The sequence below is a fragment of the Micromonospora sp. genome (assembly GCF_048594385.1).
Classification (GTDB): domain Bacteria; phylum Actinomycetota; class Actinomycetes; order Mycobacteriales; family Micromonosporaceae; genus Micromonospora; species Micromonospora wenchangensis.
Window position 1 is genome coordinate 1 of record NZ_JBMDWU010000484.1, and the last position, 15,459, is coordinate 15,459.

At 73.1% G+C, this 15,459-nt stretch carries 16 protein-coding genes; 8 read left to right on the top strand and 8 right to left on the bottom strand.

The features are described from left to right. Positions 1-259: 259 nt before the first annotated feature. The 3 genes from ACOJTC_RS26240 to ACOJTC_RS26250 all read right to left on the bottom strand — a co-directional run bounded on the left by ACOJTC_RS26240 (position 260) and on the right by ACOJTC_RS26250 (position 3,319). Complete coding sequence (locus tag ACOJTC_RS26240; RefSeq protein WP_204926781.1) at positions 260-625, bottom strand: WhiB family transcriptional regulator; 366 nt, start codon at positions 623-625, stop codon at positions 260-262. Positions 626-756: 131 nt separating this feature from the next. Then, positions 757-1,014 carry a hypothetical protein gene (locus tag ACOJTC_RS26245; protein WP_088644283.1) on the bottom strand — a complete coding sequence of 86 codons (258 nt, stop codon included), beginning with the start codon at positions 1,012-1,014 and terminating at the stop codon, positions 757-759. 124 nt (positions 1,015-1,138) lie between these two features. Continuing rightward, positions 1,139-3,319, bottom strand: a complete 2,181-nt coding sequence (locus tag ACOJTC_RS26250) for an ATP-dependent DNA helicase UvrD2 (RefSeq protein WP_420118893.1) — start codon at positions 3,317-3,319, stop codon at positions 1,139-1,141. Between the two features lie 88 nt (positions 3,320-3,407). Here ACOJTC_RS26250 and ACOJTC_RS26255 point away from each other — a divergent pair, with 88 nt between their 5' ends. Beyond that, the gene (locus ACOJTC_RS26255; RefSeq protein ID WP_204926779.1) at positions 3,408-3,650 is read left to right on the top strand and encodes a mycoredoxin; all 243 of its coding nucleotides are present in this window, start codon (positions 3,408-3,410) and stop codon (positions 3,648-3,650) included. A 65-nt stretch (positions 3,651-3,715) separates the two neighbouring features. On the opposite strand, the gene ACOJTC_RS26260 is transcribed toward ACOJTC_RS26255, so the two are convergent. After that, positions 3,716-5,002, bottom strand: coding sequence for an MFS transporter (locus ACOJTC_RS26260; protein WP_420118898.1), 1,287 nt, complete (start codon positions 5,000-5,002; stop codon positions 3,716-3,718). A gap of 233 nt (positions 5,003-5,235) precedes the next feature. On the opposite strand from ACOJTC_RS26260, the gene ACOJTC_RS26265 reads away from it, so the two are divergent. From ACOJTC_RS26265 to ACOJTC_RS26275, 3 genes are all read left to right on the top strand, one after another. Beyond that, positions 5,236-6,210: a helix-turn-helix domain-containing protein gene (locus ACOJTC_RS26265; protein ID WP_363655721.1), complete on the top strand. Its 975-nt coding sequence runs from the start codon at positions 5,236-5,238 to the stop codon at positions 6,208-6,210. Between the two features lie 73 nt (positions 6,211-6,283). Further along, a complete protein-coding gene (locus tag ACOJTC_RS26270) occupies positions 6,284-6,502 on the top strand; it encodes a DUF397 domain-containing protein (protein WP_204926778.1) in 219 nt (72 codons plus the stop codon). A gap of 235 nt (positions 6,503-6,737) precedes the next feature. After that, positions 6,738-7,001 (top strand): hypothetical protein, encoded by a 264-nt coding sequence (locus tag ACOJTC_RS26275; protein WP_204926777.1) that lies wholly within the window; start codon positions 6,738-6,740, stop codon positions 6,999-7,001. A gap of 117 nt (positions 7,002-7,118) precedes the next feature. On the opposite strand, the gene nudC is transcribed toward ACOJTC_RS26275, so the two are convergent. The 4 genes from nudC to ACOJTC_RS26295 all read right to left on the bottom strand — a co-directional run bounded on the left by nudC (position 7,119) and on the right by ACOJTC_RS26295 (position 11,954). After that, positions 7,119-8,066 carry an NAD(+) diphosphatase gene (gene nudC, locus ACOJTC_RS26280; RefSeq protein WP_204926776.1) on the bottom strand — a complete coding sequence of 316 codons (948 nt, stop codon included), beginning with the start codon at positions 8,064-8,066 and terminating at the stop codon, positions 7,119-7,121. Further along, complete coding sequence (locus ACOJTC_RS26285; RefSeq protein ID WP_420118894.1) at positions 8,063-9,388, bottom strand: M16 family metallopeptidase; 1,326 nt, start codon at positions 9,386-9,388, stop codon at positions 8,063-8,065. Before ACOJTC_RS26285 ends, nudC begins: the two co-directional genes overlap by 4 nt. Positions 9,389-9,503: 115 nt before the next feature. Further along, a complete protein-coding gene (locus ACOJTC_RS26290; protein WP_204926774.1) occupies positions 9,504-10,814 on the bottom strand; it encodes a M16 family metallopeptidase in 1,311 nt (436 codons plus the stop codon). 54 nt (positions 10,815-10,868) lie between these two features. Next, entirely contained in the window at positions 10,869-11,954 is a 1,086-nt protein-coding gene (locus ACOJTC_RS26295) for an LLM class flavin-dependent oxidoreductase (RefSeq protein WP_420118895.1), read from the bottom strand. Positions 11,955-12,142: 188 nt separating this feature from the next. Between ACOJTC_RS26295 and ACOJTC_RS26300 the strand changes: the two genes are divergently transcribed. From ACOJTC_RS26300 to ACOJTC_RS26315, 4 genes are read left to right on the top strand one after another with little or no spacing between them, the layout of a single operon-like run. Then, positions 12,143-13,204, top strand: coding sequence for an ABC transporter substrate-binding protein (locus ACOJTC_RS26300; protein WP_420118899.1), 1,062 nt, complete (start codon positions 12,143-12,145; stop codon positions 13,202-13,204). Next, positions 13,201-13,980, top strand: coding sequence for an ABC transporter ATP-binding protein (locus ACOJTC_RS26305; protein WP_420118896.1), 780 nt, complete (start codon positions 13,201-13,203; stop codon positions 13,978-13,980). Before ACOJTC_RS26300 ends, ACOJTC_RS26305 begins: the two co-directional genes overlap by 4 nt. Continuing rightward, positions 13,970-14,854: an ABC transporter permease gene (locus ACOJTC_RS26310; RefSeq protein ID WP_204926771.1), complete on the top strand. Its 885-nt coding sequence runs from the start codon at positions 13,970-13,972 to the stop codon at positions 14,852-14,854. The genes ACOJTC_RS26305 and ACOJTC_RS26310 overlap by 11 nt, the downstream gene beginning before the upstream one ends. A gap of 1 nt (position 14,855) precedes the next feature. Next, a complete protein-coding gene (locus tag ACOJTC_RS26315) occupies positions 14,856-15,368 on the top strand; it encodes an RrF2 family transcriptional regulator (RefSeq protein WP_420118897.1) in 513 nt (170 codons plus the stop codon). The last annotated feature ends 91 nt before the right edge of the window (positions 15,369-15,459 follow it).

Sequence of the window (15,459 nt, forward strand, 5' to 3'; positions counted from 1 at the left end):
GCCCCCGCGTATCAGTGGTGGTTTCAGAGAACGCCCAGGTCGCGAGCCGACTGGCTCCGGCTGTTCATCGCGACGGTACGGGCGGAACGGTGCGCCTCAGTGCTCGTGGTGGTACGACCGGCCTGAGGCCGGCGCATTCGAGCCCGGGACAACGCTTCGTGGAGTAGTTGCATCTCGGTTCCGTTCGGCAGGTGCAGCATCGGGGTCAACTTTCTCTGGGCCGACGGGTGTCGGCGGTGGGTGGAACGGATCGGGTAGGTCAGGCTGCCAGTCGGACCGCGCTGCGCGAGGTGGCCAGACCACTGGCCGCCAGTCGCGCCTCGGCCTCGACCCGGAGGGCGGCGTCACGGGCGAGGTCCTCCTTGCGCGGACGGCCCCGGGGCCGCTTACGCGGGACGACCGCGCCACGCTCGAAGATCTCGCCGCCCCAGACGCCCCACGGCTCGGCCCGCTCAACCGCCCCGGCCAGGCACTCGACGCGCAGCGGGCAGTCCCCGCAGAGCGACTTGGCCAGCTCCAGGTCGGTGGGCGAGTCGGAGAACCACAGGTCGGGGTCGAACTTCCGACAGGGCAGGTTCGCCTCCAGCTCGACGCTCACGTCGAGGGGGGCCAACGCCAGACTCATCTCCCGGTCACCTCTCTCTCACTTCGATCTCGTGGATCGCATTTCCGACGTACTTCGACGGGCAAAAAACTGAGGCCGCGGATCCCGGTGAGCGGGTTCCGCGGCCTCGAGGTGAGCCGGTGGTCTGAGTGTCAGACCGGTCTACCTCGAGGTGGAACGCCGCGGACATCCATGCGCTTCTTGGCGACATCGATGCCCAGACCCGTGAAGCCACTGGTCCCCTCGACTCCCGCAGTGGGTGCAACAGTCAGGTTCAGCTCGGCCTGAACCGAGACCTGGTGCACCTGCGGGATCGACGGTCGCGGAGCGGCAAGGGCCACCCACGCAGCCGACAGCGGAGCGCAGGCAGCTGGCATCGCCGCCGGACGCTCATAAGTGATGATCTCCACGGGTGCCACCTCCCTCACGTTCCTCGTGCCGATTCGGACTCAGCCCCCGTGAGCAGCCGTAATGGCGCTGCTCCCGAGGTGCGTCCTGAGGCTATTCCTCGCCACGGGGCGAGGGCAAACGAATTTACGACGAGATTTCGAGAGTTTTTTCCGGGCCGATCTCGTCGACCGTCGCACCGGCCACCAGCGCCAGCACCGCCTCGCCGTACAGGCCGAGTTTGCGCGGGCCGATGCCGGCGATCGCGATCAGCTCCTCGACCCGGCCCGGCCGCCGTTCGGCCAGCGCGACCAGGGTGGCATCGGTGAAGACCACGTAGGCCGGGACCCGCTGCGCCCCGGCCACCCGGGCCCGCCAGTCGCACAGCCGCTCGTAGAGCTGCTCGTCGATGTCGGACGGGCAGGTGGGGCAGCGGCCCAGCTTGCGGTCGGCACCGGCGACCAGGGTCGCGCCACAGATCCGGCAGGAGACCACCGGGGCCCGCCGCCGCTCGACCGCCCGCTTCGTCGCGCCCGCACCGCCCGCCCGGCCCGTACCGGCCCGTTCGCCGCCACCGCTGCGGTCCAGCTGGGGCAGGAACCGCGACGGGCGGCGGGCCCGGCCACCCGGGGAGCGGGCCGACGCGTACGACAGCCAGAGCCACTGCCGGGCCCGGGTGATCCCGACGTAGAGCAGCCGCCGCTCCTCCTCGACCTGCTCCGGGGTGCGGGCGTACGAGGTGGGCAGGGTGCCCTCGGAGAGCCCGACCAGGAAGACCGCGTCCCACTCCAGCCCCTTGGCCGAGTGCAGGGAGGCCAGGGTGACCCCGTCCACCGTCGGCACGTGCTGCTGGGCGGCCCGCCGGGCCAACTCGTCGTTGAAGTCGGCCAGGCTGGCCGGGCGCTCCACCGTCGCGGCCTCGCCGATCGGCAGCACCGCAGGGGTGGCCGCGTACTCCTCGGCGAGCTGGACCAGGGCGGCGAGCGCCTCCCAGCGTTCCCGGGCGGCGCCACCTGGCGGGGCGGTGTCGGGCGTCCAGCCGACGGCGGTCAGCGCCTCCCGGACGGCGATCGGCAGCGGCGTCTCGCCCGGGATCGAGCGGGTTGCTGCCCGCAGCGCCACCATCGCCTGGCGGACCTCGGCGCGCTCGAAGAACCGCTCCGCCCCCTGCACCACGTACGGGACGCCGACCTCGGTCAACGCCTTCTCGTACGCCTCGGACTGGGCGTTGGTGCGGAACAGCACGGCGATCTCCTTCGCCGGGGTGCCCCCGTCGACCAGCGTCCGGCAGCGGGCCGCCACCGCGCTCGCCTCGGCCGGCTCGTCGGTGAAGATCCGCAGCTCCGGTTCGGGGCCGGGCGGGCGCTGGCCGTGCAGCTCCAGCCGCAGCCGCGCCTCGGTGCCCCGGGCCTGCCCGATCACCGCGTTGGCCAGCCCGACCACCTGCGGGGTGGACCGGTAGTCGCGGACCAGCCGGACCACCGTGGCCGCCCGGTGCCGGCGCGGGAAGTCGATCAGGTACGCCGAGGTGGCCCCGGTGAACGAGTAGATCGTCTGGCTGGCGTCACCGACCACTGTCACGTCGTCCCGGCCGCCCAGCCAGGCGTCGAGCAGCCGCTGTTGGAGCGGGTTGACGTCCTGGTACTCGTCGACGACGAAGTGCCGGTACTGGCCGCGTACCTGCTCGGCGACGTCCGGGTGCTCCTCGATGCCCCACACCGCGGCACGCAGCATGTCCTCGAAGTCGATCACCCCGGAGGAGCGTTTCAGCCGCTCGTACGCGGTGAACACCTCGGCCACCTTCGCCGGCTCGTACGGCGTCTCGCGCAGCGCCCTGCTCGCGGCGACCACGTACTCCCCCGGCTCGACGAGCGACGACTTGGCCCACTCGATCTCGCCGGCCAGGTCCCGGGCGGCGGCCCGGTCGGCCCGCATGCCGACCTTGGCGGCGGCCAGGGTCACCACCCGGACCTTGCTGTCCAGCAGCTCCGGCATGGCCCGCCCGGACAGCAGCCGGGGCGCGAAGTAGCGCACCTGGCGCAGCGCCGCCGCGTGGAACGTCCGGGCCTGCACGCCCGGCACCCCGATCAGGGCCAGCCGGTGCCGCATCTCGGCGGCGGCCCGCGCGGTGAAGGTGACCGCCCGCACGTGCCGGCCGACGATCTCGCCGGTCAGCACCCGGTGGGCGATCCGGGAGGTCACCGCGCGGGTCTTGCCGGTGCCGGCACCGGCCAGCACACAGACCGGGCCGGCCGGGGCGGTCACCACCGACCGCTGCTCCGGATCAAGCCCGGCGAGCACCGCCTCCGCCGCCGAGTGAACCACCACAGCGAGGAATCATTCCAGCTCCGGCTGATGTTGTACCGGTCAGCCCGGCCTGACCCGGCGGGCGCGACGACCTCTGGAGGATCCGACGATGTTGACCATGTATTCCACCCCGTGGTGCGGCTACTGCCACCGGCTGAAGTCGCAGCTGGACCGGGAAGGCATCGGGTACGAGGTGGTCGACATCGAGCAGGACCCGAAGGCCGCGGAGTTCGTGATGGGCGTCAACGGTGGCAACCAGACCGTGCCGACGCTGCGCTTCGCCGACGGCAGCGCCCTGACCAACCCCTCGATCAACCAGGTCAAGCAGCACCTGGCCACGATCGCGGGCTGAGCCCGCCCCCGCTTCACGCAGCGGCCGACCCCACCGGGGCCGGCCGCTGCGTCGTGTCGCGGGGGTCAGCGCCCGGGCAGCCGGTCGGCGGTCGGGTCGGGCAGCGGACGGCGGGGGGCCGGGATGCGGGCCACGGGCGGTGTCGTGGGCGGGACCGGCGGCTTCGGCGGGACCGGCGGGGTGAGCCGACGTCCCCGCCAGAGCCACAGGCCGGCGGCTGTGGTGACCACCCCGACGAGCACGAAGAGCAGCCGGTAGTCGAACACGCCGACGAGCAGCGCCCCGGCCCCGATGGAGACGGCCTGCGGCCCGCTGACCAGCGCCTCGGAGGCGGCGGTGACCCGGCCGAGCAGCCCCGGCGGGGTACGCCGTTGGACCAGCGTGGTCAGCCCCACCATGGTCAACGGCAGGGACAGCCCGGCGAGCAGCAGGGCCAGCACGCCGAGCCGGAGGTCCGGCCAGGCCAGGATCAGCGCGGCCGGGCCGAACAGGGTCACCCCGACGGCGAGCGCGCCCAGTTCGCCGACCCGGCGCACCACCGTCGACGAGAGCAGGCCGCCCACCAGGCCGCCGATCCCCTGCACGGCGATCAGCACCCCGACGAAGGCGGCGTCACGGCGCAGCCCCTGGTCGACGTACGCGAAGATCAGTGATTCGGTGAAGCCCATCACGAGCGAGCCCAGGCCGTAGCCGAGCAGGGCCCGGCGCAGGGCGGCCTCGTGGGTCAGGTGGCGCAGCCCCGCCCCCAGCTCGGCCGGCCAGCGCAGGGCCGCGGCGGCCGGCGGGTGCTCGGTCACCCGGAGCAGTCCCACCACGCCGGCGGCGACCACGAACCCGGTCATCGCCAGGCTGGTCAGCAGCCAGCCGCCGACCGTGGCGTAGAGGGCCGCGCCGGCCAGCGGGCCACCGAGGCGCAGGCCCTGCCGCACGGTCTGCAACGCCCCGTTCGCGTCGGCCAGCAGCTCGCTCGGCACGAGCTGGCGCAGCAGGCCGCTCAGGGTCGCGTGCAGGGTCAGGTAGGACAACCCGTAGCAGGCGGCCACCACGTAGATGATCCACACGTCGGCCCGGTCGCGGACCGCGAACAGCGGGCTGAGCAGCAGGGCCGTGCCCAGGTTCGCGACCACGAAGAACGGCCGGCGGCGGTAACGGTCGACCACCCAGCCGATCAGCGGGGCCAGCATCATCGGCGCGATGATCGCGAAGATGGTCGCGCCGGCCAGCCCGTCGGAGCCGGTCAGGTCCTTGACCCAGATGGCCAGGGCGAGCAGCAGCATCGACTCGGCCGCCATGCTGGCCAGCAGCGCGACGAAGAGCAGACGGAAGTCGGGGCGGCGCAGGACGGTGCGCATGGGTTCCCTCCGGCGGGGGGTGGCGTCCGGCTGGACGCGTACGGGGGAACTGCCGCCGGCGGGGACGGCGTCGTCCCGGGCCCGGCTGACACGTTCCACAGTCGTCTTTCTGTCGCAAGACACGCCCTCGCCGGGACCTCCGACGCCGGTCGCGCCGTCCATACTGACCGTGGGGGTCGAGTTTCATACAGTTACCGTCGCGTCTCGTGGCGGTCTACGGAATCGAGGACACCGTGCCTCCTGCCGTACCGAGCCCGATCCTGCGTCGCCGCAGGCTCGGCACTGACCTGCGTCGCCTGCGCGAGGCGGCGGGACTCACCGGCGACCAGGTGATCGAGCGCATCGGCTGGGCGTCGGCGTCGAAGCTGTCCCGGCTGGAGAACGGCCGCAGCAGGCCCGACCCGGAGGACGTGGCCGTCCTGCTCGACCTCTACCGGGCCGCCCCCGCCCTGCGGGAGGAGCTGCTGGTCATCACCGAGGAGGCCGGCGACATGCGCGCCTGGCGCAGGTCGTACCCGGTGATGACCCAGCAGCAGCTGGGCTGGGCGGAACTGGAGGCGGGCTGCGCCCAGATCCGCGAGTACAACCCGGTCCTGGTGCCGGGGCTGTTGCAGACCGAGGGGTACGCCCGGCTGCGGATCGTCTCGGCCAACGCCGCCGCCGCGTCGACCGACCCGTCCACCGGGGACGACCCGGAGACCGAGGTCAAGGCACGGTTGGGCCGGCAGTCCCTGCTGGACCGCCCGGACGGTCCCCGCTACACGGCGGTGTTGGAGGAGGCGGCGCTGGGCCGCCGGGCCTGCCCGCCGGACGTGCTGCGCGACCAGCTCGCCCACCTCTGCGAGCTGGCCATGCTGCCGAACGTGACGCTGCACCTGCTGCTGCGCGACACCCGGATCGGCGAGTTCTACCTGCCGCCGACGGCCTTCTCGCTCTACCGGTTCACCGATTCGCAGGACCCGGAGACGCTGGCGATCGAAGGAGGCTTCATCGACGTCATGTCGACCGAGGCATCTACGGTAAATCGCTATAAAGTGACGTTTGAGTGGTTATGCTCGGCGGCGCTCTCCGCATCGGACACCCTTACCTGGCTCTTCGCGGCGACGGGACGGCTGACCGACACGGCAGCCTCGTCCTCGACGGCCCCGGGTCCGACAGCAGCGCCGGCCCAACGCCGCCGACAACCTGGGCGCCTGACGGAGCGGTGACACACCGACCCGTCGGGGCCGGGCGACCGCCGCTCGTTTCGTCGAAGCAGTTCCAGGAACCAGGAGCAGAGCCATGAACGAGATCCAGACCGTGCCCGCCGACCTGCGCTGGCACAAGAGCAGCCGAAGCCAGACCTCCAACTGCGTGGAGGTCGCCCGGCTGCGCACCGCGACGACCGAGGTGGCACTGCGGGACAGCAAGGACCCGGACGGCCCGGTGCTGCTGTTCCCGCGCGCCGGCTGGCTCGGCTTCCTCCGGGGCACCAGGGACGGCCAGTTCACCCTCGACTGATCCGGTCACCGCAGCGGGGCCGTCGGCAGCCTGCCGGCGGCCCCGCGTCGTCGCGCCGCCACACCCGTCGACTCCGCCCGGCGACCTGCCTGAGCAGGCATCGGATGATCGGACAGGACCCGGTCGAAGGCCGGCGATTCCCTTGCCGGGAGCAGCGGCGGGCGTAACATGACGATCCAGTGACGTGGAAGTTCCACAACGTAGCCGGCCATCCGCGGTCCGTCCGGAGACCACCATGCGTTACCTGATCGTCCGCACCGACATCCGCACCGCCGCCGACATCGACCTCGCCGCCACCTGGGCCGGCGGAGGTTGCCTACGCAACGAGACCACCACCCCCGAACTGCGCCGCCAGACCGTGCACGCCGAGGACCGGGACGCCGCCCTGCTACTGGCCCGGGCCCTGTCCACCGTGGGCGCCGTCCGCGCCGGTCGGCAGCGGGTCAAGGTGCTGCCGCTCGGCGAACCCGGCCGACGGCACCGGAACCCGCCCGGCTGACCCCGCCGTCCGTCGTGGCCGGTCCGGCCCGCCGGGTCGACTCCCCGCCCGGCCACGACGGCCCGCGTTCCCGGCCCGGGGCCCGTCGCGGCAACGACGGCCCGGGGCCGGGACCGGTCAGCAGTGGCCGTCGAGCCAGCGGTGGATCAGGAACAACGCGATCGACGACGGCGGCGGCAGGATCACCCGGTCGCCGTCCCCGGCGTCCACCGCCCGACCGGCCAACACCGCGCCGATGTCCCGCCGGGTGAACCAGCGGGCGTACGCGATCTCCGTCGGGTCGACCCGCACCGGCTCCCCCGGGTCCGCCTCGGCCAGGTAGCCCAGCATCAGCGAGCCGGGGAACGGCCAGGCCTGACTGCCCGCGTACGTGATCCGCTCGACCCCGACGCCGACCTCCTCGCGGACCTCGCGCAGCACGGCCGCCTCGGCGGACTCCCCCGGCTCGACATACCCGGCGAGGCAGGAGAACCGCCGCTGCCCCGGGGTCCGTGGCCAGGCGGCGTTGTTGCCGAGCAGGCAACGCCCGTCCGGGCCGTCCACGCCGTCGTGCACCAGGACGATCATCGCCGGGTCGGTACGCGGCCACATCCGGTCACCGTCCGTGCCCACCCGGGTCCAGCCGCCCTCGGCCACCTCGGTCCGGTGCCCCGACCGGGGTGACCAGCCGTGCCCCAGGTGCCAGTTGACCAGGGCGAGCGCGGTGGTGAAGATCCCCGCGTCCCGGTCGTCGAGCAGGTGGCCGATCTCCCGCAGGTTGGCCTCCCGGGTGCCCGGCAGCTCGGGCAGCGGGGCGTCCACCGCGAAGACCGGCACCCCGTCCGGCTCCACCCCGAGAAAGAGCGGGTACGCCTCCCCCGGCGCGCCGACCTCGGCGGCGTCCCGCAGCACCAGCACCGGCGGGTTCGCGTCGGCCCGGACCAGCGCCCGCCCGTCCCGGGTCGAGTCCAGCACCAGCACCCGGGCCCGCTGCCACGCCTGCGCCAGCCACTGCGGGTCGGTACGCCGGTGCGCCGCCCGGTCCAGGGTGGACCGGGCCAGTGGCGGCGCGGTCTCCCCACTCACGCCGACTCCGTCCGGACCGGGGTGAGGGCGGCCAGCGGACCGGCGATCCGTTCGGCGTCACCGAGCACCACCACCACCGCCCCCGCCGGAGCGAGGTAACGGGCGCCCACCTCGGCGACGTCGTCGACGGTGACCTTCGCCAGCCGGGCGGCGTGCTCGGCGAGGAAGTCCAGCCGCAGCCCGCTGCCCGCGTACGCGCTGGTCAGGGCGGCCAGCCCGGCCTGGGTGGAGATGCCGAGCTGGAGCGTGCCCAGGGCGTACTGGCGGGCCTGCTCCAACTCGTCCGCCCCCGGCGGCAACGACGCCAGCCGGCCCAGCTCGTACGTGGTCTCCAGCAGGGCCGGCCCGGTCACCTCGGTGGCCACCTCGGCCCCGGCGACCAGCACCGATCCGGCCACCGAGTGCTCGACCGACGAGTGCGGGCCGTAGGTGTAGCCCTTGTCCTCCCTGATGTTCTCCGTCCAGCGGGACGAGAAGTACCCGCCGAAGATCAAGTTCGCCAGTTGCAGCGCGGCGTGGTCCGGATGGGTCCGGGGCACCGCCGGCAACGCGATCCGCAGCGACGACTGCACCGAACCGGGCCGGTCCACCAGCAGCAGCGGACCGGGTTCCAGCGGCGGCGCGGGCGGCAACGTGGCGCCCCGGCTGTCCCCCGTCCACCCGCTCAGCGCCTTCTCCGCAGCATCCAGCGCGCGTTCCGGCTGCACGTCGCCGACCAGCACCAGCACCCCCTCGGCCGGGTGCACCCGCTCGGCGTGCAGCCGGCGCAACGCCGCCGGCCGGACCGCGCGGACCTGCTCCGGCTCCGGGGTCTGCACCGCGTACGGGTGCCGGCCGTACATCCGCCGCAGCAGCGCCGTCCGGGCCAGGTGGGCGGGCTGGCTCAGCGCCACCTGGATCCGGTCCACCAGCCGGTCCCGCTCGGTCTGCACCCAGTCGGCCGGGTAGCTGGCGTCGGTCAGCACGTCGGCCAGGATCTCCAGCATCCGGTCCAGCCCGGTGACCAGGCCCGCGCCGGAGAGCATCAACCGGTCCGGGTCCGCCCCGGCCGAGAGCCCGCCGCCGACCTTCTGCAACTCGGCGGCGATCTCGGTGGCGGTACGGGTGCCGGTGCCGGCCAGCACCGTCTCGGCGAGCATCGCGCCCCGGGCCAGGTGGGTCCGGCCGAACGGCATCCACAGCCGCAGCTCGACCAGGGGTACGGCGGGCCGACGTACCGCGATCACGGTGAGCCCGTTGGGGAGCCGCCGCTCGGCCTGCCGGGGCAGCTTCAGCCGCCGGTTCGGCCCCAGCGGCGGAAGTGCCCGGTTGGCGGTGGTCACGGTGTTCCCTTCATTCGCGACTGCGGGGCTCGCAAACCCGGCTCACTCCTCGCGCTCACGGTGTCGTCTTCCACTCGCGACTGCGGGGCTCGCAAACCCGGCTCACTCCTCGCGCTCATCGGGCACCTCCGGGGATGACCTCGATGGAGGCGCGGCGTTCCGGGCGCAGGGTGGCGGCGGCGGCGCGGACCTGGTCCTCGGTGACCTCGCCGACCAGCCGGGGCAGGTCGTTGAGCAGGCCCGGCTCGCCGCGCTGCTGCTCCAGCACCGCCATCCGCAGCGCCCGGCCGAGCACCGCGTCGGTGTCCCGCAGCAGGTGGGTGGCCATCCGTGCCTGGGTGCGGGCCAGTTCGCCGTCGGTCAGTCCGTCGGTGGCCAGCCGGTCCAACTCCTCGTCGATGGTGCGCAGCGCCTTGTCGACGTCGCCGCCGGGCGGCAGGTGCGCCTGGAGCAGCAGTGCGGTGGGGTCGCGGACGTCGAACGGGTCACCCATGAAACCGAGGTAGCCGCCGAGGCCGGTGACGCTGCGGTCCCGCTGCACCATCCGCTCCACCAGCCGGGAGGCGTCCCCGTCGGTGAGCACCTCGGCGAGCACCACGTAGGGCAGGTAGCCGGCGAAGTCGCCGACCGGGTCGGGCACCCGCCACGCCGAGGCCACCGCCGGCAGCGGCGCCAACTGGTCGGTGTACGCGGTGCGCCGCTCGACGGTCAGGTCGGGCTCGGTGAAGTCGGGGCGCTCCGGGGCGGGCCGGGCCGGCACGTCGCCGAAGTGCCGTTCGACCAGGGCGGTCGCCTCCGCGACGTCGATGTCCCCGCTGACCGCGAGCACGGCGTTGCCGCTGGCGTAGTAGCGGCGGAAGAAGTCGGCCGCGTCGGCGACGGTGGCCGACTCCAGGTCGTCGAAGGAGCCGTAGCCGTCGTGCGCGTTGGGGAAGGTGTCGAACATCACCGGCGGCAGGGTCAGCCAGGGGAACCCGCCGTACGGCCGGTTGAGGACGTTGACCCGGATCTCCTCCTTGACCACGTCGACCTGGTTGCGCAGGTTCTCCTCGGTCAGCCGGGGGCCGCGCATCCGGTCGGCCTCCAGGAACAGCGCCCGTTCCAGGGCGTTGCCGGGAAGCGTCTCGTAGTAGTCGGTGTAGTCCAGGTGGGTGGAGCCGTTGAAGGTGCCGCCGGCACCCTGCACGTGCCGGAAGTGGGCCAGTTTCTCCAGGTTCTCCGAGCCCTGGAACATCAGGTGCTCGAAGAGGTGGGCGAAGCCGGTACGCCCCTGCGGCTCGGAGCGGATGCCGACGTCGTAGACCACCGCCACGCCGATCACCGAGGCGCTGCGGTCCGGGGTGAGCACCACCCGTAGGCCGTTGTCGAGGGTGAACCGCTCGACCGGGTATTTCGTCGCTGGAATTCTCGCTCTCCGGGTCGGCACGTGATCGACCCTAGCGTGTCGCCAGCGGTGGCACCGCCGTCCTCGGCCTGCGTCTCAGTGCGACACCGCGACGGGCAGCGCGGTGACCCGGGGCAGCACCTCCGCGCCGACGCGTTCCGCCTCCTCCCGGTGCGGCCAGCCGGAGAGGATGAACTCGTCGACGCCGCTGTGGGCGTACTCGTCGATCCGGGCGGCGACCTCGGCGTAGCTGCCGACCAGGGCGGTGCCCGCCCCCTCGCGGACCAGGCCGATGCCGGCCCACAGGTTCGCCGCGACGGCGAGGCGTCCGCTACCGCCGCCGTGCAGCGCGGTCATCCGGGCCTGACCGACGGAGTCCATCCGGCCGAACCGGGCCTGGGCGGCGGAGATCCGCTCCGGGCTCATCCCGGCCCGCAGCCGGTCGGCCTCGGCCCACGCCTCGGCGGCGGTGTGCCGGGCGATGACGTGCAGCCGCAGCCCGGTGCGCAGGGTGCGGCCCAGCTCGGCGGCGCGGGCCCGGACCCGGGCCACCCGGGTGGCGATCGCCGCCGGCGGCTCGCCCCACATCAGGTACGCGTCGGCCTGCCGGGCGGCGACCGCCTCGGCGGCCGGGGACGCGCCACCGAGGTAGACCGGCGGCGGGTCGGTCAGCGGGCGGGCGAGCCCGCCGCCGTCGACCCGGTAGTGCTCGCCGGCGAAGTCGAACGGGCCGCCGCGCCAGGAACGGCGGAGCACCTCGATGAACTCACCGGTACGTGCGTAGCGGGCGTCGTGGTCGAGGAAGTCGCCGTACGCCCGCTGCTCGGTGGGGTCGCCGCCGGTGACGACGTTGAGCGCGAGCCGGCCGCCGGAGACCGCCTGGAACGCCTCGGCCTGCTGGGCGACCAGGGTGGGCAGGGCGAAGCCGGCGCGTACGGCGACCAGCAGGCCGATCCGCCCGGTGTGTTGGGCGACCGCGGCGCAGACGATCCACGGATCGGGGCAGCCGGAGCCGACCGGGGTGAGCAGCGCGCTGAACCCGCCCGCCTCGGCGGCCCGGGCCACCTCCGTCAGATATCCGACGGTGGCGACCCGCGCGTGCCGGGCCGCACCGGCGGTGACGGTGGCGGCGCCGACCTGGTCGCCGTCGCCGGAGGTGGGGAGGAACCAGTGGAAGGTCATGTCGGCAGCCCTCTCGCCGTGTCCCGCCCGGTGTACCTCGCCGGGGGCAGCTAAACCTATCAAGAAGGTAGGAAAACCAGGAATATCCGAGACCCGAAATCTCATCATGCGGACGGGGCTTGACGCCGCTGGAGCCCTGACCCACTCTTCCTACCAACTAAATAGGAATACTGCGGATTGGACAGATGATGAGACGGCTCCCCTTCCGTCGGCTGCTCTCCCTCGCCACCCTCGCCGCCGTCGGCGTGGCCACGATGGGAACCACCGCCGCGTGCGGCGACGACGACAGCGCCGGCGGCGACTCCGGTCCCGTCACGCTGCGGCTGGGCTACTTCCCCAACATCACGCACGCCCCGGCCGTGGTCGGCGTCGAGAAGGGCATCTTCGCCGAGAAGCTCGGCAGCGACGTCAAGCTGGAGACCAAGACCTTCAACGCCGGCCCGGCCGCCATCGAGGCGATCTTCTCCGGCGCGCTCGACGCCACGTACATCGGCCCGAACCCGACGGTGAACGCCTTCTCCAAGTCCAAGGGCGAGGCTGTCCGGGTCATCTCCGGCGCCGCCTCCGGCGGGGTCGCCCTGGTGGTCAAGCCCGGGATCACCTCGGTCGAGCAGCTGCGCGGCAAGAAGATCGCCACCCCGCAGCTCGGCAACACCCAGGACGTCGCCCTGCGCTACTGGCTCAAGGAGAAGGGCCTCAAGACCACCAAGGAGGGCGGCGGTGACGTCAAGATCGTCCCGCAGGAGAACGCCCAGACGGTCGAGACCTTCTCCAGCGGCGCGATCGACGGCGCGTGGGTGCCCGAGCCGTTCGTCTCCCGGCTGGTCAACGCCGGCGGCACGGTCCTCGTCGACGAGCGGGACCTCTGGCCGGACAAGAAGTTCGTCATCACCAACCTGATCGTCTCCACCAAGTTCCTCAAGGCCCACCCCGAGACGGTCAAGAAGCTGGTCGAGGGGCAGGTCGCGGCGAACGACTTCGTCAACACCAAGCCGGACGACGCCCAGCAGGCCATCTCCGACCACATCGGCAAGATCACCGGCAAGCCGCTGGACCTGAAACTGATCAAGCAGGCGTGGCCCACCCTGCTGTTCACCAACGACCCGATCGCGTCCTCGCTCAAGACCGGGCTCGACCACGCCGTCGCGGTCGAGCTGACCCAGCCGGTGGACCTCGACGGCCTCTACGACCTGAAGTACCTCAACGAGGTGCTCAAGACGCAGGGCCAGGCCGAGGTCACCCAGCCGTGACGTCGACCACGACGCCGCCGCAGAGCGCGACCAACGCGGTCGCGCTCTCCGGCGTGACCAAGGTGTACGGGCGCGGGACGAACGCCGTCCTCGCCCTGGACGGGGTCAGCCTCGACGTCCGGCCCGGGGAGTTCGTCTGCCTCGTCGGCGCGTCCGGCTGCGGCAAGAGCACCCTGCTCAACCTCGTCGCCGGGCTGGACCGGGCACAGGGCGGCACCATCACGGTGGCCGACGACGCCCACCCCGGCCTGATGTTCCAGGAGCCGGCGCTCTTCCCGTGGCTGACCGTCGAGGCCAACGTCGAGGTGCCGTTGAAGCTGCGCGGGCTGCCCCGGGCCGAGCGTCGGGAGAAGGTGGCTGAGCTGCTGAGCACCGTCCACCTGTCCGACTTCGGCCGCAAGCGCCCGCACGAGCTGTCCGGCGGCATGCGGCAGCGGGTCGCCCTGGCCCGCACCCTCGCCCTGGACACCCCGGTCCTGCTGATGGACGAGCCGTTCGGCGCCCTCGACGCGATGACCCGGGACATCCTGCACGACGAACTCGAACGCATCTGGGCGCAGCGGCAGCTCACCGTGCTGTTCGTGACGCACAACGTCCGCGAGGCGGCCCGGCTCGCCGACCGGATCATCCTGCTCAGCAGCCGCCCCGGGCGGATCATCTGGTCCACGGAGGTGAACGTGCCCCGACCCCGGCGCATCGACTCCCCCGAGATCGCCGCGATCGCCTCCGAGGTCACCGACCGACTCCGTACCGAGGTGGGCCGCCATGGCAAATGACACCCTGACCGGCGCGGCCCGCACCGACGCGGAGATCTCCGGGCTCGACGCCCTGGAGATCGCCGGCCGGGAGAAGGAGGTCTCCCGGGGGGCCCGACTCTGGGCGTCCACCTGGCCCAAGCTCGCCGCGCTCGCCATCGCCATCGGACTGTGGCAGGTGGTGGTCTGGAGCGGGTGGAAGCCGCCGTACTCGCTGCCCGGCCCGGTCACCGTCGCCGAGGAACTGGCCCGGCAGGCCGGCGGCCGGCAGCTCTGGGACGGGCTCGCCACCACCCTGCAACGGGCCGCGCTCGGCTACGTCTTCTCGGTCGCGGTCGGCCTGCTCGTCGGTCTGGCGGTGGCCCGGTCGAAGGTGCTGCGGGCGGCGATCGGCTCGATGATCACCGCGTTGCAGACGATGCCGTCGATCGCCTGGTTCCCGCTGGCCATCCTGCTGTTCGAGCTGAGCGAGAAGGCGATCTTCTTCGTGGTGGTGCTCGGTGCCGCGCCGTCCATCGCCAACGGGGTGATCAGCGGCGTCGACTACGTGCCGCCGCTGCTGGTCCGGGCCGGGCGCAACCTCGGCGCCCGGGGGCTGAACCTCTACCGGTACGTCATCGCGCCGGCCGCGCTGCCGGCCATCGTCGCCGGGCTCAAGCAGGGCTGGGCCTTCTCCTGGCGCAGCCTGATGGCCGGCGAGCTGCTGGTGGTCGGCATCTCGCAGACGTCACTGGGTGCCCAGCTCACCTACTCCCGGGAACTGTCCGACGCACCCTGGCTGCTCGCCACGATGATCGTCATCCTGGTCGTCGGGCTGGTGGTCGACGCCGCCTTCGGGGCGGCCGACCGGGCGATCCGCCGTCGCTGGGGCGTGCTGGACCAGGCTGGTCAGTGACGTGTACATCTCCGCGCGCAGCGATTACGCGCTCCGGGCCATGCTCGCCGTCGCCGCGGGCGGTGACGGCGTGCCCACCCGGCCCGACGACGGCCGATCCGACGGCCGTGACAGCGGACGCCCCGACGGCCGTGACGGCGGCCGATCCGACGGCGGTGGGGAGCTGGTCAAGGCGGCGAGTCTGGCGCGGGCGCAGGGCATCCCGCTGAGCTTCCTCCAGGGCATCCTGCTCGACCTGCGCCGCGCCGGCCTGTTGCACAGTCACCGGGGCACCGAGGGGGGCTACGCGCTGACCCGTCCCGCCTCGGAGATCAGCGTCGGGGACGTGCTGCGCGCCGTCAGTGGTTCGCTGACCACCGTACGGGGGCTGCCCGCCGAGGACGCCGGCTACCACGGGGTGGCCGCCGGCCTGCGCGACGTGTGGCTCGCGGTGGACGGCGCGATCGCCGTGGTGGTGGACCGGACCACGCTGACCGACCTGCTCATCCACCAGGAGCAGGCCCCGGCCCGCTGACGCCGGTCGCCCGTCGACCCGGGCCGGGCGGGCCGCGGCGGGGGGGCCCCGGCCCCCCCCCGGGGGCGGGGCGGGCCGCCGCCCCCCCCCC